The organism is Rhizobium hidalgonense (assembly GCF_005862185.2).
In the GTDB taxonomy this organism is placed as follows: Bacteria; Pseudomonadota; Alphaproteobacteria; order Rhizobiales; family Rhizobiaceae; genus Rhizobium; species Rhizobium hidalgonense.
In genome coordinates this window covers 4319149-4339224 of record NZ_CP054027.1, presented here as the reverse complement: position 1 = coordinate 4339224, position 20076 = coordinate 4319149, and the positions used below count along the sequence as shown (strand labels likewise).

Sequence of the window (20076 nt, the reverse complement as noted above, 5' to 3'; positions counted from 1 at the left end):
CCGGACCTTCGAGGAATCCATGACGCAGAAACTCATCCTTGCATCGTCGAGCCCCTTTCGGCGGATGCTGATGGAAAATGCCGGTCTGTCCTTCGAGGCGCGTGCCGCAAGGATCGATGAAAGAGCGGTCGAAGCACCGTTGGAAAAAGCCGGCGCAACACCGGATGCGGTGGCCCTCGTCCTGGCCAAGGCCAAGGCTGAGGATGTCAGCAGCCGTTTTCCGGACAGCCTGGTGATCGGCTCGGATCAGACAATGTCGCTCGGCGACCGCGTTTTCCACAAGCCGCGCGATATGGCCGACGCCGCCAATCACCTCGAGGCTCTTTCCGGCGTGACCCATCGGTTGAATAGCGCCGTCGCGATCGTCAGCAACGGCGCGGTTCTGTGGCAACATCTCGCCCATGCGGAATTGACGATGCGGCCGTTGACGGCGGATTTCATTGCCAGGCACCTGGCGCGGGTCGGCGACAAAGCGCTTTCAAGCGTCGGCGCCTATCAGTTGGAGGGGGAAGGCATTCAGCTCTTCGAGAAGATTGACGGTGATTATTTCACCATTCTCGGCCTGCCGATGCTGCCGCTCTTAAAAAAATTGCGAGACCTCGGAGCGATCGATGGGTGATTCACGTGAAACATTGGGCCCGAAAGCGTTTGTCACGGGCTTTCCGGTCAAGCATTCGCGCTCGCCGTTGATCCACGGATACTGGCTGGAGACGCTTGGCCTGCCAGGCAGCTACCGCGCCCATGAAGTCGCACCCGAAGCCTTTGCCGACTTCATTGCAACGCTGAAGGATGGCAGCTCCGGCTTTGCTGGCGGCAATGTCACCATTCCCCACAAGGAACTGGCTTTCCGTCTCGCCGACAAGCCGGACGAACTATCGCGCGAGCTCGGCGCGTCGAACACGCTCTGGCTGGAGAATGGCATTCTCCATGCGACGAATACCGATGGCCGCGGCTTCACTGCCAATCTCGACGAACGCCATCGCGGCTGGGACCGGCATGACACAGCGGTCGTCTTTGGCGCCGGCGGCGCCAGCCGGGCGATTATCCAGGCGGTTCGTGACCGCGGTTTCAAGACGATCCACGTCGTCAACCGCACCGTCGAACGCGCCCGTGAACTGGCCGATCGCTTTGGTCCAAAGGTTCAAGCCCATCCCGCCGGTGCGCTTGCCGAGGTCATGAAAGGCGCCGGCCTCTTCATCAATACCACGTCGCTCGGCATGGATGGCGAGGCGGCGCCGCAGCTCGATTTCACCCCGCTTGCAGCCGATGCCGTCGTCACCGACATCGTCTATATCCCCTTGACGACGCCGATCCTGGCACAGGCGCAAGAGCAGGGATTTTCCACGGTCGATGGTCTCGGCATGCTGCTGCATCAGGCCGTGCCGGGATTCGAAAAATGGTTCGGCCTGCGTCCTGTCGTCGACGCGACACTGCGCGCGCTGATCATCGCCGATATGGAAGCCCACTGATGCTGAAGATCGGACTGACCGGCTCCATCGGAATGGGAAAATCGACAGCAGGCAAGCTCTTTGCCGAGGCCGGGATCCCGCTGAATGATTCGGATGCCGTGGTCCACGATCTCTATGCCGGTGAGGCTGCACCCCTGGTGGATGCCGCCTTTCCCGGCACAATGAAGGATGGGGCCGTCGACCGGCACGAACTCGGCCGTCAGCTGGCGCTTGATCCCGACGGCTTCAAACGCCTGGAAGCGATCGTCCATCCGCTGGTGCGCAAACGCGAGACGGAATTTTTAAAGCGGCAGCGCGCCGCCGGCGCCGAGATGGTCGTCCTTGATATTCCGCTGCTCTTCGAAACCAGTGCCTGGGAAAGTGTGGATGTCGTCGTCGTCGTCAGCGCCGGTCCACAGATTCAACGCGAGAGGGTGCTTGCGCGCGACGGCATGACCGAGGAAAAATTCGAGATGATTCTCTCGCGCCAGACGCCGGACGCGGAAAAACGGCGCCGGGCGGATTATCTGATCGACAGCAGCCGCAGTATCGCGGAGACGAAGGAACGGGTGCTCGAAATTATCGCCGACCTGAAAACACGAATTGCCAAGGGAGATTTCCGGAATGCGTGAAATCATCTTCGATACGGAAACCACTGGCCTCGACAACCGCGCCGACCGCATCATCGAAATCGGCGGCATCGAGCTCTTCAACCATTTCCCGACAGGCAACGTCATTCATATCTTCATCAATCCCGGCGATCAGAAGGTTCATCCGGATGCGCTTGCCGTGCACGGGATCACCGATGAGTTCCTGAAGGACAAAAAGCCTTTCGCCGATGTCGCCGAAGAAATCCTTGCTTTCTTCGGTGATGCGAAGTGGATCGCCCACAACGCCACGTTCGACATGGGCTTCATCAACGCCGAATTCGCGCGGATCGGTTTACCGCCAATCCTGCCGGAGCGGGTGGTCGATACCCTGTCGATGGCGCGGCGCAAACATCCGATGGGGCCGAATTCGCTCGACGCGCTCTGCCGGCGTTACGGCATCGATAATTCGCACCGCACCAAACACGGCGCGCTGCTCGACTCCGAACTGCTCGCCGAAGTCTATATCGAGATGATCGGCGGCAGGCAGGCAGCTTTCGGCCTGAGCATGACCGCCACATCAGGTCAGAACGGTCGCGGCGACGGGGCGGAGCAAGAGGATGTGGTAATTGCATCCGTGCTCGAGCGGCCCCGCCCGCTTGCCCCGCGCCTCAGCCAGTCCGAGGCGCAGGCGCACGAGGCGCTCGTGGCCAAGCTCGGTGAAAAAGGCATCTGGGCGAAATACGCCAGCCTCAATTAAACCGGCCTCAATTAAAAATGCCCGGGACTTGCCCGGGCATCACATCTCAAAACCGAAAAAATCCGATCAGTTCGGAACGGCCTGAACCTTGGCGCGGGCCTGCTCTTCGGCAACGCGCTGAGCGAACATCTGCGTGAAGTCGATCGGGTCGATCATCAGCGGCGGGAAACCACCGTTGCGGGTGACGTCGGCGATGATCTGACGGGCGAAGGGGAAGAGCATGCGCGGGCACTCGATGAAGAGCACCGGCAGCATGTGTTCCTGCGGGAAACCGGCAACGCGGAAGACGCCGCCATAGGCGAGTTCGGTATGGAAAACCGTCTTGTCGCCGTCCTTGGCTTCAGCATTCAGCGACAGCACGACGTCGAAATCCGTATCCGAAAGCGGGTTGGCGTTGACGTTCACATTGATGTTGATCGTCGGCGCCTTGTCGCGGGCCTGCAGCGAACGCGGTGCACCCGGATTTTCGAAGGAGAGATCCTTGGTATATTGCGCAAGGATCGAAAGGGTGGGGCTGGCCGCACCGTTGCTGTTGTTATCGTCGTCTGCCATTGGCTTTTCCTCGAGGGGCATGGGAATGGTGCCGCCATCTAACATTTCGGGGAAGGGCTTACAACCCTGGGCGCTTGGTCCGGTTGATCGGTCGAAGCGCCTCAATCGCCGAGATGTTTGCCGGACCATGGCGAGTTGCGGTCCGGCTCCCTATGATAGTCCTCATCGTCGAGATCGACCACCTTCGAGTTCGGCTTGCGGTCGCGGAAATCGGGTTGCGGTCCGGTGGAAAAGCCGCCTCTGGTATGGACGGTGACGAAGCGTTTGGCGACCCACCGCCAGACGAAATCACGCACCGGCGGAATGAGGATCAGGATGGCAATGACATCCGTGATGAAGCCAGGAATGATCAGCAGCAGCGAGGCGATGACGTTCATCGCCGGCTGTAGCAGCTCGCGGCCCGGCATCACCCCGTTTCGTCCTTCGCTCGACATGCGGCGCAAAATACCGATGCCCTGCCGGCGCAACAGAATCATGCCGAGAACGAAGCCCAGCATGACGAGCGCCAGCGTCAGCCACAATCCGATCGCCCGGCCGACGATGACGAAACCGGCAATTTCGGCGAGCGGCAGCAGCAGAATGAAAGCTGGCAGGATCGAAAAACGCATGGTCGTCATGTCCCGGGCTTGCCGGTCTCCTCTTAAGGCCGGCGAAGATGCCAGCCATCATTTGAATCATCTGTATAGGCAGACTATATGGGAGTACAAATCAGAGATGTTAACGGCGGCTGCGATACGATATGAGTTCGAACGACTTCATCACATTATTCTTCCTGGTGGCGGCTGTGCTGATTTTCTTTCAGCTGCGCTCCGTGCTCGGGCGCCGCACAGGAAATGAGAAGCCGCCGCGCGATCTCTATACGCCGCGGGATGCAGCGCCGGCTGAAGCCGCCGATGGCGGCAAGGTCGTAACGCTGCCGCGCCGCGATGCGACGACCGAGGATGAGGATCGCTTCGCCGCCATTGATGCCGTTGCTGCGCCCGGAACGCCGCTCAACGAATCGCTGCGCGCGTTGAACAAGGCTGATCCCGCCTTCAGCCCGAAGGAGTTTCTGAACGGCGCCCGCATGGCTTACGAGATGATCGTCATGGCCTATGCCGATGGCGACCGGAAAACGCTGAAGAATTTATTGTCCCGCGAAGTCTATGACGGCTTCGATGCGGCGATCGGCGAGCGCGAAGCCCGGGGCGACAAGGTGAAGTCCACCTTCGTCGGTATCGACAAGGCCGAAATCACCCATGCGGAGACCAAGGGCAGCGAAGCGCAGATCACCGTTCGCATCATCAGCCAGCTGATATCGGCCACCTACGACAAGGCGGAGGTGCTGATCGAAGGCGACGCCGAAAACGTCGCCGAGGTCAACGATCTGTGGACCTTCGCCCGCGACACCCGTTCGCGCGATCCGAACTGGAAACTCGTGGCGACCGAATCGGAACATGAGTGACCACTCATCGGACTTCGTCCTGCAGGCCATAAGTTTCGACACTCTGGAAGGCTGGAAGGATGATGATCCCTCCGGCCTTTTTGAAGTCATGCGAAATTGCCGTCGCCAGATCACCGATGTCAAACCCTACCGCACCGGATCGCTCGGCCTGAGCGCGGAAGATCTGCTTCCGCTTCTGCTGGCCGCCGAAGATGTCGCGCCGTCGTCTCCGGCATCGGCGCGCGGCTTTTTCGAGACGCACTGTCGGCCCTTCCTGATCCGCCGCAAGGATGGCAATTCCGGCTTCGTTACCGCCTTTTACGAACCGGATATCGAGGTGTCGGAGCGGCCTGACGCAACCTTCCGTTTCCCTTTCTACCGTCGCCCGGACGATCTGATCGATCTCGACGACACCAATCGCCCCGCCGAGCTCGACAAGTCTTATGCTTTCGGCCGTCTGCATGATGGGGGTATCGACGCCTATCCGGATCGCCGCGCGATCGATCAGGGTTATCTCGAAGGTCGCGGTCTCGAAATCGCCTGGGCGAAATCGAAGGTCGATGTCTTCTTCGTACATGTGCAGGGGGCGGCCCGCCTGCGTTACAGTGACGGCCGTATCGGCCGCATCACCTATGCTGCGAAGGCCGGCCATGCTTTCTCCGCTGTCGGCAAACTGCTGATCGACCGCGGCGAGATCGATCGTGCCGACATCTCGATGCAGACGATTCGTTCCTGGCTGGCGCTTAATCCCGAGCGCGTCGACGAGGTGCTATGGCACAACCGCTCATATATTTTTTTCCGCGAGACGCCGGTTGCCGATCCTGAGGCTGGTCCGGTCGCCGCCGCCAAGGTGCCGCTTCTTGCCGGCCGAACGCTTGCAGTCGACCGGTTGATCCATACGTTCGGTTTTCCCTTTTTCATCCGCGCCGAAAGCCTCACCCATCTCGATCACGGCCGGCCCTTCCGTCGGCTGATGCTGGCACTCGATACCGGCTCGGCGATCGTCGGACCGACGCGCGGCGATATCTTCACCGGCTCGGGGGATCTTTCGGGTGATATGGCTGGCACCGTGCGCAACGACGCCGATTTCGCCATTCTCATTCCCAACGCCGCCGCCGGACGATTCGACTGATGGCCAGGGATCGTAAACTCACTGCCGATGAGAGGATCCTCTGGGGCAAGGTCGCCCGCAGCACCCGGCCGATGCCCGGCAAGGCGGGTGAACTGACCGAACTCGACGCTTTTCTCGCCGAAACGACGGCCGAGCAGGAGAAAGCCGAAAAGCAGGTACACACATCACCGATGCCGATGCAGCCGGCAGCACCCGCGACGGCGAAACCATCCGCCGGGGTGCATCATCCACTGGAAAGGCCGGTCAAGCGCAAGATCGCCAAGGGCCGGCTGGCGCTCGAAGCGCGCATCGACCTGCACGGGCTGGTACAGAGCGAGGCTCATGTCATCCTGCTCGATTTTCTCATCCGCGCCCACGAGCGCGGCATGCGCCATGTCTTGGTCATAACAGGCAAAGGCAGCTCGATGGGCAGCGACGGCGCGCTGAAACGGGCCGTGCCGCTGTGGTTCTCGAAGCCGGAATTCCGCTACCTGATCTCGTCTTATGAGTCGGCCGCCCAGCATCATGGCGGTGAGGGCGCTCTCTACATCCGCCTGTCTCGGCGGCCAGGGGAAAGACCATGACACCCTTCGGAGAGGCGGTTCGCAGGCTGAGAGCACGCAAAGGTGTGTCGCAGAAGGAGATGGCGGAAGCGCTGAATGTCTCTCCCGCCTATCTCTCGGCGCTCGAACACGGCAAGCGCGGCTTGCCGACATTCGATCTGCTGCAGCGCATTGCCGGCTATTTCAACATCATCTGGGATGAGGCCGAGGAATTGTTCCTGCTCGCCCGTTCTTCGGATCCGCGCGTCATCATCGACACGTCAGGCCTGCCGCCGGAATATACCGAATTTGCCAACCGATTGGCGCGGCGGATCCGCAACCTTGACAGTGCAGAGATAGGCCGGCTATCGGCTCTTCTCGAAAATGACGGCAAAGGTGACGGAAAAGCGTCATAATCCCCTGATTTATGCCAGGTTCAGGGGAGTTGCCATTGGGAACCGGGTTCAAAAAACCCTATATACGAGGGTGAAGAAAGCCGGTGATTCGCAAGGCCCGCCGCTGCTTTACGACAACAGGGAAAATCTCGACAGAATGAGCGATACATCCGCGACGGAAAACGGCGTAAGCACCGAATATGGCGCAGATTCCATCAAGGTTCTGAAGGGCCTCGATGCCGTGCGCAAACGTCCCGGCATGTATATCGGCGATACCGACGACGGCTCCGGCCTCCATCACATGGTCTATGAAGTCGTCGACAACGCGATCGACGAAGCGCTCGCCGGCCATGCGGACATCGTTACCGTCAGCCTCAATCCGGATGGCTCGGTGACCGTCACCGATAACGGCCGCGGCATTCCGACGGACATCCACACCGGCGAAGGGGTGTCGGCGGCCGAAGTCATCATGACGCAGTTGCATGCCGGCGGTAAGTTCGACCAGAATTCCTACAAGGTGTCAGGCGGCCTACATGGCGTCGGCGTTTCCGTCGTCAACGCGTTGTCCGTCTGGCTGAAGCTGAAGATTCGCCGCCAGGGCAAGATCCATGAAATGAGCTTCACCCACGGCGTGGCCGATGCGCCACTGAAGGTCACCGGCGACGCGCCCAATGAGACCGGCACGGAAGTGAGCTTCATGCCGAGCAGCGACACCTTCACTATGACGGAGTTCGATTACGGCACGCTGGAGCATCGCCTGCGCGAACTCGCCTTCCTGAATTCCGGCGTCCGCATTCTGCTGACCGACAAGCGCCATTCCGATATCAAGCAGGAAGAACTGCGTTATGACGGCGGCCTCGAGGCGTTCGTCGCCTATCTCGACCGGGCCAAAAAGTCGCTCGTCGACAAGCCGGTCGCCATCCGCGGCGAAAAGGACGGCATCACCGTCGAAGTCGCGATGTGGTGGAACGACAGCTATCACGAGAACGTGCTCTGCTTCACCAACAACATTCCCCAGCGCGACGGCGGCACGCATATGGCCGGCTTCCGCGCGGCGCTGACGCGACAGGTGGTTTCCTATGCCGACAATTCCGGCATCACCAAAAAGGAAAAGGTGACGCTGCAGGGCGAAGATTGCCGCGAAGGCCTGACGGCGGTGCTGTCGGTCAAGGTGCCCGATCCGAAATTCTCCTCGCAGACCAAGGACAAGCTGGTTTCCTCGGAAGTTCGCCCTGTCGTCGAAAGCCTGGTCAACGAGGCGCTGAACACCTGGTTCGAAGAACATCCGAGCGAAGCCAAGATTCTCGTCGGCAAGGTCGTCGAGGCCGCCGCCGCCCGCGAAGCGGCCCGCAAGGCCCGCGAATTGACCCGCCGCAAGGGCGCGCTCGATATCGCTTCGCTGCCCGGCAAGCTTGCTGACTGCTCCGAACGTGATCCGGCAAAATCCGAAGTCTTTCTGGTCGAGGGCGATTCCGCCGGCGGCTCGGCCAAACAGGGGCGGTCGCGCGAAAACCAGGCGATCCTGCCGCTGCGCGGCAAGATCCTCAACGTCGAACGCGCCCGTTTCGACAAGATGCTGTCGAGCCAGGAAATCGGCACGCTGATCACGGCGCTCGGCACCGGCATCGGCAAGGACGAGTTCAACGTCGAAAAGCTGCGCTACCACAAGATCATCATCATGACGGACGCCGACGTCGACGGCGCCCATATCCGCACCCTGCTGCTCACCTTCTTCTTCCGGCAGATGCCGGAACTGATCGAGCGCGGCCATCTCTATATCGCTCAGCCGCCGCTCTATAAGGTCGCGCGCGGCAAGTCGGTGCAGTATCTGAAGGACGAAAAGGCGCTCGAGGAATATCTCATCAGCCAGGGCCTGGAAGACGCGGCGCTGAAACTCGGCAGCGGTGAAGTTCGCACCGGCCAGGATCTGCGCGAGGTCATCCTCGACGCGCTGCGCATGCGTGCTTTGCTCGACAATCTTCATTCGCGTTACAATCGTGCGGTCATCGAACAGGCGGCGATCGCCGGTGCCCTCAATGCCGAACTCGTCAGCGACCGGGCAAGAGCCCAGGCATTGACGAGCGAGGTGGCAAGGCGCCTCGACATCATTGCCGAGGAAACCGAGCGCGGCTGGCAGGGCGATCTGAGCGGCGATGGCGGTCTGCGCCTCGAACGCATGGTCCGCGGCGTCAAGGAAATCGTCGTGCTGGATATGGCGCTGATCGGCTCCTCGGATGCCCGGCACATCGACCAACTGACGTCACGTCTCAAGGAAATCTATCAGACGCCGCCGTCGCTGCATCGCCGCGAAGGCGATGTCGAAATCTCCGGCCCGCGCGCCTTGCTCGACGCAATCTTTGCAACCGGCCGCAAGGGCCTGAGCATGCAGCGGTACAAGGGTCTGGGTGAGATGAATGCCGAGCAGCTCTGGGAGACGACGCTCGATCCGAATGTCCGCTCGCTGCTGCAGGTCAAGGTCAACGACGCCACCGATGCCGACGGCCTCTTCGCCCGGTTGATGGGTGATGAAGTCGAGCCGCGGCGCGAATTCATCCAGGACAACGCGTTGAGCGTCGCAAACCTCGATATCTGATGGATATTCGACATTAAAAAAGCCCCGCCGTCCTTGGAATGGCGGGGTTTTCGTTTTCGAGATTGCTCAGTTCGCAACGAAACGGCCGTTGAAGGCGACCTCGGCGAGTGGCTTGCGCTGGCTGGGGAATTCGCGCGCCTGATTGCGTTCGGAAAGCACGCTCTTGTCGGCTAGGCGGCCGACGGCAACACCGGCCTCAACCCGGTAACCCTCGGGAATGCCGAAGGTCTTCATGATTTCCTGGTGTTTGATGCCGCCCATGCCGTGGGCATAGAGGCCCGAGAGGCGGGCCTGCAGCGCCAAGTATCCCCAGGCCGTGCCGGCGTCGAAGGAATGGGTATAGCTTGGTTTTTCCTCGCCGGAGCCGGCAGCGCCGGTGAAGCTGCGCGACACGACGAAGATCAGCGCCGACGCATTTTTAGCCCATTCCTGATTGGCATCGACGAGCAATGCGACGAATTTTTCCCAATGCTCCGAACCCTTGAGCGCGTAAACGAAACGCCAAGGCTGTTGATTGGACGAGGAGGGCGCCCAATGGGCGGCGTCGAGCAGGCTGAGCAGCTGGGCTTCCTCGATGATTTCGCCGGTGAAGGCGCGCGGTGACCAGCGGTCGAGAAATATCGGATCGATCGGATATTGCGATTCGCGGCTATTGCTCTGTGTCATGCTTATTCCCAGGGTTGGGGCGTAAATGCGCGGGTGCGGTCAGTCCGTCCAGACGATGTCGAGTTCCTCGCGGAAGGCGAAGCGCTTCAGATGATCGTCGATCACGCCCTGCATTCTTGCCTGCTGTGCCGGGTCGGCGACGGAAAGCATCATGGTCAGCGCCGCATCGTCGGCGGTGAACGTCACCTCGGCCGTCTCGCTGAACGGCACCCGGCCCTTGTGCGGATCGAAATCGACGCTGAATTTATGGCTCCAGTGTTTGCAGAGCTGCTGCAGGTAGCGGCTTGCATGTTCTGTGCGCACGACGGCCTGGGAGAGGTGCATGTCGAACTCCATCTCATCTTGGACTGGAGCCAAGTCATATTTCCTGCTTCGCAGCCTTGGCAAGCGCAGTGTCGTCGCAGTTGGATGGACGGACTGTCTTCAAAAAGCAGCTCACGCCAGCGTCGATGATGCCGCAATTCATGCGGGTTGCGCCGAAATCCATTCGAATTCGGGAAAAGCCGTACCGCTTGGCGGCAAAGCCGTAATGACACCGGTGAATAATTCGTTCATAGGTGGCTGCAAATCCGTTTTCGATGAGGAGGAAATTCCATGAAGCTGATGCGTGTTGGCGAAGCAGGCAGTGAAAAACCGGCACTTCTCGATGCCGATGGCAAGATCCGCGATCTCTCCGGTCATGTCGCCGATATCGGCGGCGAGGCGATTTCGCCGGCAGGCCTCGCAAAGATCGCAGCGATCGATCCGAACAGCCTTCCGGAGCTTGCCCCCGGCCGTATCGGCGCCTGCGTTGCCGGCACCGGCAAATTCATCTGCATCGGCCTCAATTTCTCCGACCATGCCGCCGAAACCGGTGCGACGGTGCCGCCCGAGCCGGTGATCTTCATGAAGGCGACCTCGGCCATCGTCGGTCCGAATGACAGCGTCCGGATTCCGCGCGGTTCGGAAAAGACCGATTGGGAAGTCGAACTCGGCGTCGTCATCGGCAAGACTGCGAAATACGTCAGCGAGGCCGACGCGCTCGACTACGTCGCCGGCTATTGCGTGTCTCACGACGTTTCCGAGCGCGCCTTCCAGACGGAGCGCGCCGGTCAGTGGACCAAAGGCAAGTCCTGCGACACCTTCGGACCAATCGGTCCCTGGCTGGTCACCAAGGACGAAATCGCCGATCCGCAAAACCTCGGCATGTGGCTCAAGGTCAACGGCCAGACGATGCAGAACGGTTCGTCCAAGACCATGGTCTATGGTGTCGCCCACATCGTTGCCTATCTCAGCCAGTTCATGTCGCTGCATCCGGGCGACGTGATTTCGACCGGCACGCCTCCGGGTGTCGGCATGGGCATGAAACCGCCACATTATCTCAAGGCCGGCGACGTGGTCGAACTCGGAATCGAAGGTCTCGGCACCCAGAAGCAGACCTTCGTAGCGGATCGTTAACAACGATTCCTGCTGAGAACCTTAAGTTTTCCAGTCGATAATGATGCCGGAGAGTCACTTCTCCGGCATTTCTTGTGCGGGTCTGGTTCGTCTATGTTGCTGCGCAACAAAAAACTGTTAGTCTGAGTGACGTGCCCGCGTAACGGAAAGAGTCGATGCCTTTCAATCGGCGTCATCTTTTCGATAGAGAAAGGTGGCGCCTTTGTTTTATCAGCTTTATGAATTGAACCATGCTGCCATGGCGCCGTTTCGCGCCGCGGCCGATATCATGCGGTTTGCCTACGCCAATCCGCTCAATCCGTTTTCCCATACGCCGCTCGGCCGGACGATGGCGGCAAGCCTCGAAATGTTCGAACGCACGACCCGCCGCTACGGCAAGCCGGAATTCGGATTGAAGCAGACGGCGATCGGTGATCAGACGGTTTTTGTCCGCGAAGAGATCGTCTGGTCGCGACCCTTCTGCAATCTCCTGCATTTCGCCCGCAGTGGTCCTGCCGCCCGCGGCAATGACCCGCGCATCCTGATTGTCGCGCCGATGTCCGGCCACTATGCGACGCTGCTGCGCGGCACGGTCGAGGCGCTGCTGCCGAGTGCCGATGTCTACATCACCGACTGGATCGACGCCCGCATGGTGCCGATGACGGAAGGCTCCTTCGATTTCGACGATTATGTCGACTACGTCATCGAGATGCTGCATTTCCTCGGCCACGATACGCATGTGATCGCCGTCTGTCAGCCTTCCGTCCCGGTGCTGGCAGCCGCAGCCGTCATGGAGGAAGCCAACGATCCGCTGTCCCCGTCGTCGATGACGCTGATGGGCGGCCCGATCGACACGCGCATCAACCCGACGGCGGTCAACAAACTCGCCCAGGAGCGCTCGCTGCAGTGGTTCTCTGACAATGTCATCATGAACGTGCCCTGGCCGCAGCCGGGCTTCATGCGCCCGGTCTATCCCGGTTTCCTGCAGCTTTCGGGCTTCATGTCGATGAATCTCGACCGCCACCTCGTCGCCCACAAGGAATTCTTCATGCATCTGGTGAAGAACGACGGCGAACCGGAAAAACATCGCGATTTCTACGACGAATATCTCGCCGTCATGGATCTGACCGCCGAATTCTACCTGCAGACGGTCGAGCAGGTCTTCATCAAGCATTCGCTGCCGAAGGGCGAATTGATGCATCGCGGCAAACGCGTCGATCCGGCAGCGATCCGCAAGGTGGCGCTTCTGACCGTCGAAGGTGAGAATGACGATATCTCGGGCGTCGGCCAGACCAAGGCGGCGCAGACCATCTGCGTGAACATCCCCGAACATATGCGCATGCATTATCTTCAGCCGGATGTCGGCCACTACGGTGTTTTCAACGGCTCGCGTTTCCGCCGCGAGATTGCGCCGCGCATCATCAATTTCGTCCGCGAGCATTCTCGTTCCGCCGTCAAGCCGCCGGTGCCGCGTGTCATCAAGGGCGGCCGCAGCGCCTGATTTAGGTGTAGCTGAATTAGAAAAACGGATTCAAGGCCTTGTCCGATTTCACGGGCAATCGTCTTGAAGGCCGTGGTTGCGGTAACCACATCGATTTCAGCGTTCGGTATTCTGCCGGGCGCGGAAAGCGAGGGATACCCGCACGATGAACCAGTCAGCATTGCTTCGACCGGATTGGACTCCGGCTACCATTGCCCTGATGATTCTCGGCTTCATGGTTTTCTGGCCTCTGGGTCTTGCCATGCTTGCCTACATCATCTTCGGCGACCGTCTGCGCGGCTTCAAGCGTGACGTCAACCAGGCGACCGATGGCTTCTTTGCCTCGTGCCGCCGCTCGAACGGCCGTCACCGCCCGCATTTCTCGACCGGCAATGTCGCCTTCGACGACTGGCGCAAGGCCGAGATCGACCGGATCGAGGAAGAGCGCCGCAAGCTCGATGAAATGCGCGAGGAATTCGACGCCTACATGCGCGAACTTCGCCGCGCCAAGGACCAGGAAGAGTTCGATCGCTTCATGCGTGACCGCAAGAACGCCAAGCGTGACGACAACGGCCCGGTCGCTGAATACCAGACGCCATGAAGGCCTGAACGCTGAAAATCACCGGCATCTTCCGATGCCGGTTTTTCTATGTCCGCTGCCCCGGTGAATCGGGTAGAAACAACCATGTTCTCGCTTCTGAAGACAAGGCCGAAAGCCCGAAAACCGGCGCCGCCCGAAACGCGGACGCTTGACGTGGCCGGCCGGCTGATGCCGCTGACCATCAAGCAGCACGACCGGGCGACGCGCATCACCTTGCGCATAGAGCCGGGCGGCCGGGCCCTGAAGATGACGGTGCCGAAAGGTCTTGCGGCGCGCGAGGTCAACGCCTTTCTCGATCGGCACCAGGGGTGGCTGCTGACCAAGCTTGCCAAGTTTTCGACCGATGCCGGCCTGCGCGACGGCGGTGAAATTCTCTTTCGCGGCGTTTCCCATCGCATCCAGCATACCGGCAGCTTGCGCGGCCTGACGGAAGCGGTTTCCATTGATGGCAGACCGGTGCTGCTGGTTAGCGGAATGCCGGAACATGTCGGGCGGCGCATCGCGGCCTTCCTCAAGAAAGAGGCGCGCGCCGACCTTGGGAAGCTGGCGACGTTGCATGCCGGCACGATCCGGGCGCCGATCCGTTCGATCTCGATGAAAGATACGCGAAGCCGCTGGGGCTCGTGCTCGTCGGAAGGAAATCTGAGCTTTTCCTGGCGCATCGTCATGGCGCCGCCCTCGGTGATCGATTATCTCGCTGCCCACGAAGTTGCCCATCTCAAGGAGATGAACCACGGGCCCCGCTTCTGGGCGCTTTGCAGGAAGCTTTGCCCCGGCATGGAGGAAGCGAAATCCTGGCTGAAGCGGCATGGCAGCCAGTTGCACGCCATTGATTTCGACTGACCGACGTGGGCGCTAAATACGGCGTACCATGCAAATTGGCTCGACTCTTGCCGCATTTCGTGTCACTTCGCTGCCATGAAAACCGATATTAAGATCTGTGGCTTGAAGACGCCCGAAGCGATCGATCGTGCGCTGAAACGCGGCGCGACCCATATCGGTTTTATCTTTTTCGAAAAGAGCCCGCGCTATATCGAGCCGGACCTGGCGGCAAAACTGGCCGAACCGGCGCGTGGCAAGGCGAAGATCGTCGCCGTCGTCGTCGATCCCACCAATGACGAGCTGGACGAGATTGTCTCGCTGTTGAAGCCGGATATTCTGCAACTGCACGGCAATGAGAGCCCCGAACACGTGCTGACGATCAAGGCGCTCTATGGCCTGCCGGTCATGAAAGTCTTTTCCGTGCGCACCGCCGATGATCTCAGGCGCGTCGAAGCCTATATCGGCATCGCCGATCGTTTCCTGTTCGACGCGAAAGCGCCGAAGGGTTCGGAACTGCCCGGCGGTAACGGGATTTCCTTCGACTGGAGCCTTCTGAGCTGGCTCGACGGCAGCATCGACTACATGCTGTCTGGCGGGTTGAACAAGGACAATGTCGCGGATGCGCTGGCCAATACCAAGGCGCGTGGTATCGACGTCTCCTCAGGCGTCGAAACTGCGCCTGGCGTCAAGAGCGTCGCAATGATCGATGAATTTTTCGATGCGGTCGAAGAGGCGGATGCGCCTGTCATGGCCTCAGGGAGTTGAGAGTGAACGAGACGCTTAAACCGAATTCCTTCCGTTCCGGGCCTGATGAAGACGGCCGCTTCGGCATCTATGGCGGTCGTTTCGTTGCCGAAACATTGATGCCTTTGATCCTTGATCTGCAGGACGAGTGGGATAAGGCGAAGAACGATCCGGCATTCCAGGCCGAATTGAAGCATCTCGGCGCGCATTATATCGGTCGCCCGAGCCCGCTCTATTTCGCCGAGCGGCTGACGGCCGAACTCGGTGGCGCCAAGATCTATTTCAAGCGCGAGGAGCTGAACCACACCGGCTCGCACAAGATCAACAACTGCATCGGCCAGATCCTGCTGGCCAAGCGCATGGGCAAGACCCGGATCATCGCCGAAACCGGCGCCGGCCAGCATGGCGTTGCCTCCGCCACCGTCGCCGCCCGCTTCGGCCTTCCCTGCGTCGTCTATATGGGCGCTACCGACGTCGAGCGTCAGGCGCCGAACGTTTTCCGCATGAAGCTGCTCGGCGCCGAAGTCAAACCGGTGACAGCCGGCAGCGGCACGCTGAAGGACGCCATGAACGAGGCGCTGCGCGACTGGGTCACCAATGTCGAGGATACCTATTACCTGATCGGAACGGCAGCCGGTCCGCATCCCTACCCGGAGATGGTCCGCGATTTCCAATCGGTGATCGGCGCGGAAGCGAAAGAACAGATGCTGGCCGCCGAAGGCCGCCTGCCGGATCTCGTCATCGCTGCCGTCGGCGGCGGTTCGAACGCCATCGGCATCTTCCATCCTTTCCTCGATGATCCCACCGTCAAGATCGTCGGCGTCGAAGCCGGCGGCAAGGGCCTGCAGGGCGACGAACATTGCGCGTCGATCACCGCCGGTTCGCCGGGTGTGCTGCACGGCAACCGCACCTATCTGCTGCAGGATGGCGACGGCCAGATCAAGGAAGGCCATTCGATTTCGGCCGGTCTCGATTATCCCGGCATCGGCCCCGAACATTCCTGGCTGAACGATACCGGCCGCGTCGATTATGTACCGATCATGGATCACGAAGCGCTGGAGGCCTTCCAGACGCTGACGCGCCTCGAAGGCATCATCCCGGCGCTCGAGCCCTCGCACGCGATTGCCGAGGTGATCAAGCGCGCGCCGAAGATGGGCAAGGACGAGATTATCCTGATGAACCTCTCCGGCCGCGGCGACAAGGATATCTTCACCGTCGGCAAGATTCTGGGAATGGGACTGTAAGACATGACCGCACGCATGGACAAACGCTTTGCCGAGCTGAAGGCCGAGGGCCGTCCGGCGCTTGTGACCTATTTCATGGGCGGCGATCCTGATTACGATACCTCGCTCGGCATCATGAAGGCGCTGCCGGAGGCGGGCTCCGACATCATCGAGCTCGGCATGCCCTTTTCCGATCCGATGGCCGACGGCCCGGCGATCCAGCTCGCCGGCCAGCGTGCGCTGAAAGGCGGTCAGACGCTGAAGAAAACGCTGCAACTGGCGGCCGATTTCCGCAAGAGCAACGACGCCACGCCGATCGTGATGATGGGCTACTACAACCCGATCTATATTTACGGCGTCGAGACATTCCTCGATGACGCGCTCGCCGCCGGCATCGACGGCCTGATCGTCGTCGATCTGCCGCCTGAAATGGATGACGAACTCTGCCTTCCGGCGATCCGTAAAGGCATCAACTTCATCCGCCTGGCGACGCCGACGACGGATGAAAAGCGCCTGCCGAAGGTTTTGAAGAACACTTCCGGTTTCGTCTATTACGTCTCGATGAACGGCATCACCGGATCGGCGCTGCCGGATCCGTCGCTGGTTTCGGGCGCGGTCGAACGCATCAAGCAGCACACGCAGCTGCCCGTCTGCGTCGGCTTCGGCGTCAAGACGGCGGAACATGCAAAGGTCATCGGCGGTTCGGCCGATGGGGTCGTCGTCGGCACCGCCATCGTCAATCAAGTCGCCACGAGCTTGACCGCGGACGGCAGGGCGACGGCGGACACGGTTCAGGCGGTCGCAACGCTGGTGCGCGGCCTTTCCTCGGGAACCCGTTCGGCACGCCTTGTTGCTGCCGAATAGTATGCCCACATTGGCACCAAAGCATGTCGCGCAAAAGTGTGCAGCGGTTTTGCGGCAACGACATGCGGGAAACAAAGACCTAAAGCGTCGGCCAAGCAGCTGACAGCCCGGGACGCGCTTTAGTCAATCAGGAGTATTCGAGTTGAACTGGATCACCAACTACGTTCGCCCGCGGATCAATTCCATGCTGGGCCGTCGCGAAGTGCCGGAGAACCTCTGGATCAAGTGCCCGGAGACCGGAGAGATGGTCTTCCATAAGGACCTGGAAGGCAACAAATGGGTCATCCCGGCCTCCGGCTATCACATGAAGATGCCGGCGAAGGCTCGCCTGGCCGACCTTTTCGACAATGGGGAGTTCGAATCGCTGCCGCAGCCGAGGGTCGCCCAGGACCCGCTGAAGTTTCGCGATTCGAAGAAATATAGCGATCGCCTGCGCGACAGCCGCCTGAAGACCGAACAAGAGGACACGATCCTCGCCGGCCTCGGAAAAGTGCAGGGCCTGAAGCTCGTCGCCGTCGTGCATGAATTCAACTTCATCGGCGGTTCGCTCGGCATGGCCGCCGGCGAGGCGATCGTCAAGGCTTTCGAGCGCGCGACCTCCGAAAAGTGCCCGCTGGTGATGTTCCCCGCTTCCGGCGGCGCGCGCATGCAGGAAGGCATCCTGTCGCTGATGCAACTGCCGCGCACGACCGTTGCCGTCGATCTGCTCAAGGAATCCGGCCAGCCCTATATCGTCGTCCTGACCAACCCGACCACCGGCGGTGTCACGGCCTCCTACGCCATGCTGGGCGATATTCACCTTGCCGAACCCGGCGCCGAAATCGGCTTTGCCGGCAAGCGGGTGATCGAGCAGACCTTGCGTGAAAAACTGCCCGAAGGCTTCCAGACCTCCGAATATCTCTTGGAACATGGTATGGTGGACATGGTCGTAAAGCGTCACGACCTTCCGGAAACGCTGGCGCGTCTCCTGAAGATCCTGACGAAGAAGCCCGTTTCGGCGGCGAATGACATGAATAGCGGCGCGATCGCTCTGGCGGCGAGCGCCTGATAATCGACAAGCAGGCGGGGTGCCGAAATGATACCCAGGGGCCAAACCGCGGTGAGTGAGGCAGCACAGGAGATCGACAAGCTCATGGGATTGCATCCCAAGGGCTTCGACCTGTCTCTGGATCGCATCACCCGTCTTCTCCAGGTGCTCGGCAATCCGCACAGGAGATTGCCGCCGGTGATCCATGTTGCCGGCACCAACGGCAAGGGGTCGGTCACCGCCTTCTGCCGGGCTCTGCTCGAAGCCGGCGGTTACAGCGCGCATGTTCACACCTCGCCGCATCTCGTCAATTGGCACGAGCGTTATCGCATCGGTGTGCCGGGCGGACGCGGGCAGCTTGTCGATGACGCAGTCTTTGCAGAGGCCCTGCGCCGTGTGGCTGGTGCCAATGCCGGACAGCATATCACCGTCTTCGAAATCCTGACGGCCGTCACCTTCATCCTGTTTTCCGAACAGCCGGCCGATGCCGCGATCATCGAAGTCGGTCTCGGCGGCCGTTTCGATGCCACCAATGTCATTTCCGATCCGGCCGTCTCGGTGATCATGCCGATCTCGCTGGATCACCAGCCCTATCTCGGCGACCGGGTCGAGCTGATCGCCGCCGAAAAGGCCGGTATCATGAAGCCGGGATTTCCCGTCGTCATCGGCCATCAGGAATATGATGCGGCACTCGACGTGCTGATGTCGACGGCTGAGCGGCTGCATTGCCCGAGCGCCGTCTTCGGGCAGGATTTCATGGCGCATGAGGAATATGGCCGGCTCGTCTATCAGGACGAATTCGGTCTTGCCGACCTGCCGCTGCCGCGCCTTCCCGGCCGCCACCAATATGCCAATGCGGCCGCTGCCATTCGCGCCGTCAAGGCCGCGGGTTTCACCGTGACCGAGACGATGATGGAAAAGGCGATGAATCTCGTGGAATGGCCGGGCCGGCTGCAGCGTCTCGGCGAAGGCCGGCTACTGGCGCATGCGCCCGCCGGCGCCGAGATCTGGATCGATGGCGGGCACAATCCCGGTGCCGGCGAAGTCATCGCCGAAGCTATGGCCAATTTCGAAGAGCGCCAGTCACGGCCGCTTTTCCTGATTATCGGCATGATCAACACCAAGGACCCTGTCGGCTATTTCAGGGCCTTTGCCGGCTTGGTCGAGAAGGTTTTCTGCGTGCCGATCCGCGGCAGCGACGCGATGATCGACCCGGTGATATTGTCGAATGCCGCCTATGATGCCGGCTTGGTTGCCGAACCGATGTCGACGGTCGGCGATGCGCTGGAAGCCATAAAAGCCCTCCTCGATCCGGAAGGCCTACCCCCGCGCATCCTCGTCGGCGGCTCTCTCTATCTCGTCGGCGATGTACTTTCCGACAACGGCACGCCCCCCAAATGAAGATTGCGACATGAAAAAAGCCCGGTCGAAGCCGGGCTTTTTCATCAATGCGAGGCGATATCAATCAGGCAGCGCTCGAAATCCAGTTCGAAAGCGCGGTCTTCGGCTTGGCGCCGACCGAGATATCGGCAACTTCACCGCCCTTGAAAATTGCAAGGGTCGGAATGGAGCGCACACCGAACTGTGCGGCGAGTTCCGGGTTTTCATCGATATTCAGCTTGGCGACCTTGACCTTGCCTTCCATCTCGACGGCGATTTCTTCAAGGCTCGGCGCAATCATCTTGCACGGGCCGCACCATTCAGCCCAGAAATCGACGACGACGGGTTCTGCAGATTCCAGAACTTCCGACTGGAAATTGTTGATATCGACTTTCACGGTAGCCATGGGCTGCTCCTTTAACTCAAGTGTTGAACCACATGT

At 60.5% G+C, this 20076-nt stretch carries 24 protein-coding genes; 19 read left to right on the top strand and 5 right to left on the bottom strand.

Going from position 1 to position 20076, the window contains the following annotated elements; genetic code table 11:
- The first annotated feature begins 19 nt into the window (after positions 1-19).
- Genes FFM81_RS21120 through dnaQ form a run of 4 tightly spaced genes read left to right on the top strand, consistent with a single transcriptional unit; the run spans position 20 to position 2795 of the window.
- A complete protein-coding gene (locus FFM81_RS21120; RefSeq protein ID WP_138386379.1) occupies positions 20-619 on the top strand; it encodes a Maf-like protein in 600 nt (199 codons plus the stop codon).
- Entirely contained in the window at positions 612-1469 is an 858-nt protein-coding gene (locus FFM81_RS21115) for a shikimate dehydrogenase (RefSeq protein ID WP_025417398.1), read from the top strand. The genes FFM81_RS21120 and FFM81_RS21115 overlap by 8 nt, the downstream gene beginning before the upstream one ends.
- The gene (gene coaE, locus FFM81_RS21110) at positions 1469-2080 is read left to right on the top strand and encodes a dephospho-CoA kinase (protein ID WP_138386380.1); all 612 of its coding nucleotides are present in this window, start codon (positions 1469-1471) and stop codon (positions 2078-2080) included. The genes FFM81_RS21115 and coaE overlap by 1 nt, the downstream gene beginning before the upstream one ends.
- Positions 2073-2795: a DNA polymerase III subunit epsilon gene (dnaQ, locus tag FFM81_RS21105; RefSeq protein WP_025417399.1), complete on the top strand. Its 723-nt coding sequence runs from the start codon at positions 2073-2075 to the stop codon at positions 2793-2795. The genes coaE and dnaQ overlap by 8 nt, the downstream gene beginning before the upstream one ends.
- Before the next feature lie 66 nt (positions 2796-2861).
- On the opposite strand, the gene secB is transcribed toward dnaQ, so the two are convergent.
- Complete coding sequence (gene secB / locus FFM81_RS21100) at positions 2862-3347, bottom strand: protein-export chaperone SecB (RefSeq protein ID WP_003571418.1); 486 nt, start codon at positions 3345-3347, stop codon at positions 2862-2864.
- Positions 3348-3448: 101 nt separating this feature from the next.
- The gene (locus tag FFM81_RS21095) at positions 3449-3955 is read right to left on the bottom strand and encodes an FxsA family protein (protein WP_138386381.1); all 507 of its coding nucleotides are present in this window, start codon (positions 3953-3955) and stop codon (positions 3449-3451) included.
- Between the two features lie 131 nt (positions 3956-4086).
- Here FFM81_RS21095 and FFM81_RS21090 point away from each other — a divergent pair, with 131 nt between their 5' ends.
- The 5 genes from FFM81_RS21090 (at position 4087) to gyrB (ending at position 9411) form a co-directional block, all read left to right on the top strand.
- A complete protein-coding gene (locus FFM81_RS21090; RefSeq protein ID WP_138386382.1) occupies positions 4087-4791 on the top strand; it encodes a Tim44/TimA family putative adaptor protein in 705 nt (234 codons plus the stop codon).
- On the top strand, positions 4784-5902 hold the full coding sequence (gene mltA, locus FFM81_RS21085; RefSeq protein WP_138386383.1) for a murein transglycosylase A: 1119 nt from the start codon (positions 4784-4786) through the stop codon (positions 5900-5902). Before FFM81_RS21090 ends, mltA begins: the two co-directional genes overlap by 8 nt.
- On the top strand, positions 5902-6465 hold the full coding sequence (locus tag FFM81_RS21080; protein WP_025417402.1) for a Smr/MutS family protein: 564 nt from the start codon (positions 5902-5904) through the stop codon (positions 6463-6465). The genes mltA and FFM81_RS21080 overlap by 1 nt, the downstream gene beginning before the upstream one ends.
- Positions 6462-6839, top strand: coding sequence for a helix-turn-helix domain-containing protein (locus FFM81_RS21075; RefSeq protein WP_025417403.1), 378 nt, complete (start codon positions 6462-6464; stop codon positions 6837-6839). The genes FFM81_RS21080 and FFM81_RS21075 overlap by 4 nt, the downstream gene beginning before the upstream one ends.
- A 136-nt stretch (positions 6840-6975) precedes the next feature.
- Positions 6976-9411, top strand: coding sequence for a DNA topoisomerase (ATP-hydrolyzing) subunit B (gene gyrB / locus FFM81_RS21070; protein ID WP_138386384.1), 2436 nt, complete (start codon positions 6976-6978; stop codon positions 9409-9411).
- A 66-nt stretch (positions 9412-9477) separates the two neighbouring features.
- Here the strand turns inward: gyrB and FFM81_RS21065 are convergent, their stop codons facing one another.
- Both FFM81_RS21065 and FFM81_RS21060 read right to left on the bottom strand, forming a co-directional pair.
- Positions 9478-10077 carry a nitroreductase family protein gene (locus FFM81_RS21065; RefSeq protein WP_003571410.1) on the bottom strand — a complete coding sequence of 200 codons (600 nt, stop codon included), beginning with the start codon at positions 10075-10077 and terminating at the stop codon, positions 9478-9480.
- A gap of 39 nt (positions 10078-10116) precedes the next feature.
- Complete coding sequence (locus FFM81_RS21060) at positions 10117-10401, bottom strand: DUF2218 domain-containing protein (protein WP_003571408.1); 285 nt, start codon at positions 10399-10401, stop codon at positions 10117-10119.
- Here FFM81_RS21060 and FFM81_RS21055 point away from each other — a divergent pair.
- From FFM81_RS21055 to FFM81_RS21010, 10 genes are all read left to right on the top strand, one after another.
- Complete coding sequence (locus FFM81_RS21055; RefSeq protein WP_138386385.1) at positions 10400-10675, top strand: hypothetical protein; 276 nt, start codon at positions 10400-10402, stop codon at positions 10673-10675. The two genes, FFM81_RS21060 and FFM81_RS21055, sit on opposite strands and share 2 nt — an antisense overlap.
- The gene (locus tag FFM81_RS21050; protein WP_003571407.1) at positions 10672-11514 is read left to right on the top strand and encodes a fumarylacetoacetate hydrolase family protein; all 843 of its coding nucleotides are present in this window, start codon (positions 10672-10674) and stop codon (positions 11512-11514) included. Before FFM81_RS21055 ends, FFM81_RS21050 begins: the two co-directional genes overlap by 4 nt.
- A 202-nt stretch (positions 11515-11716) precedes the next feature.
- Positions 11717-12994: a polyhydroxyalkanoate depolymerase gene (locus tag FFM81_RS21045; RefSeq protein ID WP_003571405.1), complete on the top strand. Its 1278-nt coding sequence runs from the start codon at positions 11717-11719 to the stop codon at positions 12992-12994.
- 145 nt (positions 12995-13139) lie between these two features.
- The gene (locus FFM81_RS21040) at positions 13140-13574 is read left to right on the top strand and encodes a DUF2852 domain-containing protein (protein WP_003571403.1); all 435 of its coding nucleotides are present in this window, start codon (positions 13140-13142) and stop codon (positions 13572-13574) included.
- Between the two features lie 84 nt (positions 13575-13658).
- The gene (locus FFM81_RS21035; RefSeq protein ID WP_025417406.1) at positions 13659-14417 is read left to right on the top strand and encodes a M48 family metallopeptidase; all 759 of its coding nucleotides are present in this window, start codon (positions 13659-13661) and stop codon (positions 14415-14417) included.
- Between the two features lie 75 nt (positions 14418-14492).
- Positions 14493-15161 carry a phosphoribosylanthranilate isomerase gene (locus FFM81_RS21030; RefSeq protein WP_025417407.1) on the top strand — a complete coding sequence of 223 codons (669 nt, stop codon included), beginning with the start codon at positions 14493-14495 and terminating at the stop codon, positions 15159-15161.
- A gap of 2 nt (positions 15162-15163) precedes the next feature.
- Positions 15164-16384: a tryptophan synthase subunit beta gene (gene trpB, locus FFM81_RS21025; protein ID WP_003571397.1), complete on the top strand. Its 1221-nt coding sequence runs from the start codon at positions 15164-15166 to the stop codon at positions 16382-16384.
- Between the two features lie 3 nt (positions 16385-16387).
- The gene (trpA, locus tag FFM81_RS21020; protein WP_003571395.1) at positions 16388-17227 is read left to right on the top strand and encodes a tryptophan synthase subunit alpha; all 840 of its coding nucleotides are present in this window, start codon (positions 16388-16390) and stop codon (positions 17225-17227) included.
- Between the two features lie 142 nt (positions 17228-17369).
- Positions 17370-18275, top strand: a complete 906-nt coding sequence (accD, locus tag FFM81_RS21015; protein WP_003571394.1) for an acetyl-CoA carboxylase, carboxyltransferase subunit beta — start codon at positions 17370-17372, stop codon at positions 18273-18275.
- Between the two features lie 27 nt (positions 18276-18302).
- The gene (locus FFM81_RS21010) at positions 18303-19655 is read left to right on the top strand and encodes a bifunctional folylpolyglutamate synthase/dihydrofolate synthase (protein WP_097537073.1); all 1353 of its coding nucleotides are present in this window, start codon (positions 18303-18305) and stop codon (positions 19653-19655) included.
- Between the two features lie 64 nt (positions 19656-19719).
- Here FFM81_RS21010 and trxA read toward each other — a convergent pair whose 3' ends face one another.
- Positions 19720-20040 (bottom strand): thioredoxin, encoded by a 321-nt coding sequence (gene trxA / locus FFM81_RS21005; protein ID WP_003544118.1) that lies wholly within the window; start codon positions 20038-20040, stop codon positions 19720-19722.
- Between the last annotated feature and the right edge of the window lie 36 nt (positions 20041-20076).

What these genes read in the sequence shown, in the direction of transcription:
- FFM81_RS21115 (WP_025417398.1), top strand. Translation starts at nt 612, where the DNA reads ATGGGTGATTCACGTGAAACATTGGGCCCGAAAGCGTTTGTCACGGGC.
- FFM81_RS21035 (WP_025417406.1), top strand. Translation starts at nt 13,659, where the DNA reads ATGTTCTCGCTTCTGAAGACAAGGCCGAAAGCCCGAAAACCGGCGCCG.
- FFM81_RS21120 (WP_138386379.1), top strand. Translation starts at nt 20, where the DNA reads ATGACGCAGAAACTCATCCTTGCATCGTCGAGCCCCTTTCGGCGGATG.
- secB (WP_003571418.1), bottom strand. Translation starts at nt 3,347, where the DNA reads ATGGCAGACGACGATAACAACAGCAACGGTGCGGCCAGCCCCACCCTT.
- trxA (WP_003544118.1), bottom strand. Translation starts at nt 20,040, where the DNA reads ATGGCTACCGTGAAAGTCGATATCAACAATTTCCAGTCGGAAGTTCTG.
- FFM81_RS21065 (WP_003571410.1), bottom strand. Translation starts at nt 10,077, where the DNA reads ATGACACAGAGCAATAGCCGCGAATCGCAATATCCGATCGATCCGATA.
- trpA (WP_003571395.1), top strand. Translation starts at nt 16,388, where the DNA reads ATGACCGCACGCATGGACAAACGCTTTGCCGAGCTGAAGGCCGAGGGC.
- FFM81_RS21010 (WP_097537073.1), top strand. Translation starts at nt 18,303, where the DNA reads ATGATACCCAGGGGCCAAACCGCGGTGAGTGAGGCAGCACAGGAGATC.
- gyrB (WP_138386384.1), top strand. Translation starts at nt 6,976, where the DNA reads ATGAGCGATACATCCGCGACGGAAAACGGCGTAAGCACCGAATATGGC.
- FFM81_RS21095 (WP_138386381.1), bottom strand. Translation starts at nt 3,955, where the DNA reads ATGCGTTTTTCGATCCTGCCAGCTTTCATTCTGCTGCTGCCGCTCGCC.
- FFM81_RS21030 (WP_025417407.1), top strand. Translation starts at nt 14,493, where the DNA reads ATGAAAACCGATATTAAGATCTGTGGCTTGAAGACGCCCGAAGCGATC.
- FFM81_RS21080 (WP_025417402.1), top strand. Translation starts at nt 5,902, where the DNA reads ATGGCCAGGGATCGTAAACTCACTGCCGATGAGAGGATCCTCTGGGGC.
- dnaQ (WP_025417399.1), top strand. Translation starts at nt 2,073, where the DNA reads ATGCGTGAAATCATCTTCGATACGGAAACCACTGGCCTCGACAACCGC.
- coaE (WP_138386380.1), top strand. Translation starts at nt 1,469, where the DNA reads ATGCTGAAGATCGGACTGACCGGCTCCATCGGAATGGGAAAATCGACA.
- FFM81_RS21060 (WP_003571408.1), bottom strand. Translation starts at nt 10,401, where the DNA reads ATGCACCTCTCCCAGGCCGTCGTGCGCACAGAACATGCAAGCCGCTAC.
- FFM81_RS21090 (WP_138386382.1), top strand. Translation starts at nt 4,087, where the DNA reads ATGAGTTCGAACGACTTCATCACATTATTCTTCCTGGTGGCGGCTGTG.
- FFM81_RS21055 (WP_138386385.1), top strand. Translation starts at nt 10,400, where the DNA reads ATGTCGAACTCCATCTCATCTTGGACTGGAGCCAAGTCATATTTCCTG.
- mltA (WP_138386383.1), top strand. Translation starts at nt 4,784, where the DNA reads ATGAGTGACCACTCATCGGACTTCGTCCTGCAGGCCATAAGTTTCGAC.
- FFM81_RS21050 (WP_003571407.1), top strand. Translation starts at nt 10,672, where the DNA reads ATGAAGCTGATGCGTGTTGGCGAAGCAGGCAGTGAAAAACCGGCACTT.
- FFM81_RS21040 (WP_003571403.1), top strand. Translation starts at nt 13,140, where the DNA reads ATGAACCAGTCAGCATTGCTTCGACCGGATTGGACTCCGGCTACCATT.
- FFM81_RS21075 (WP_025417403.1), top strand. Translation starts at nt 6,462, where the DNA reads ATGACACCCTTCGGAGAGGCGGTTCGCAGGCTGAGAGCACGCAAAGGT.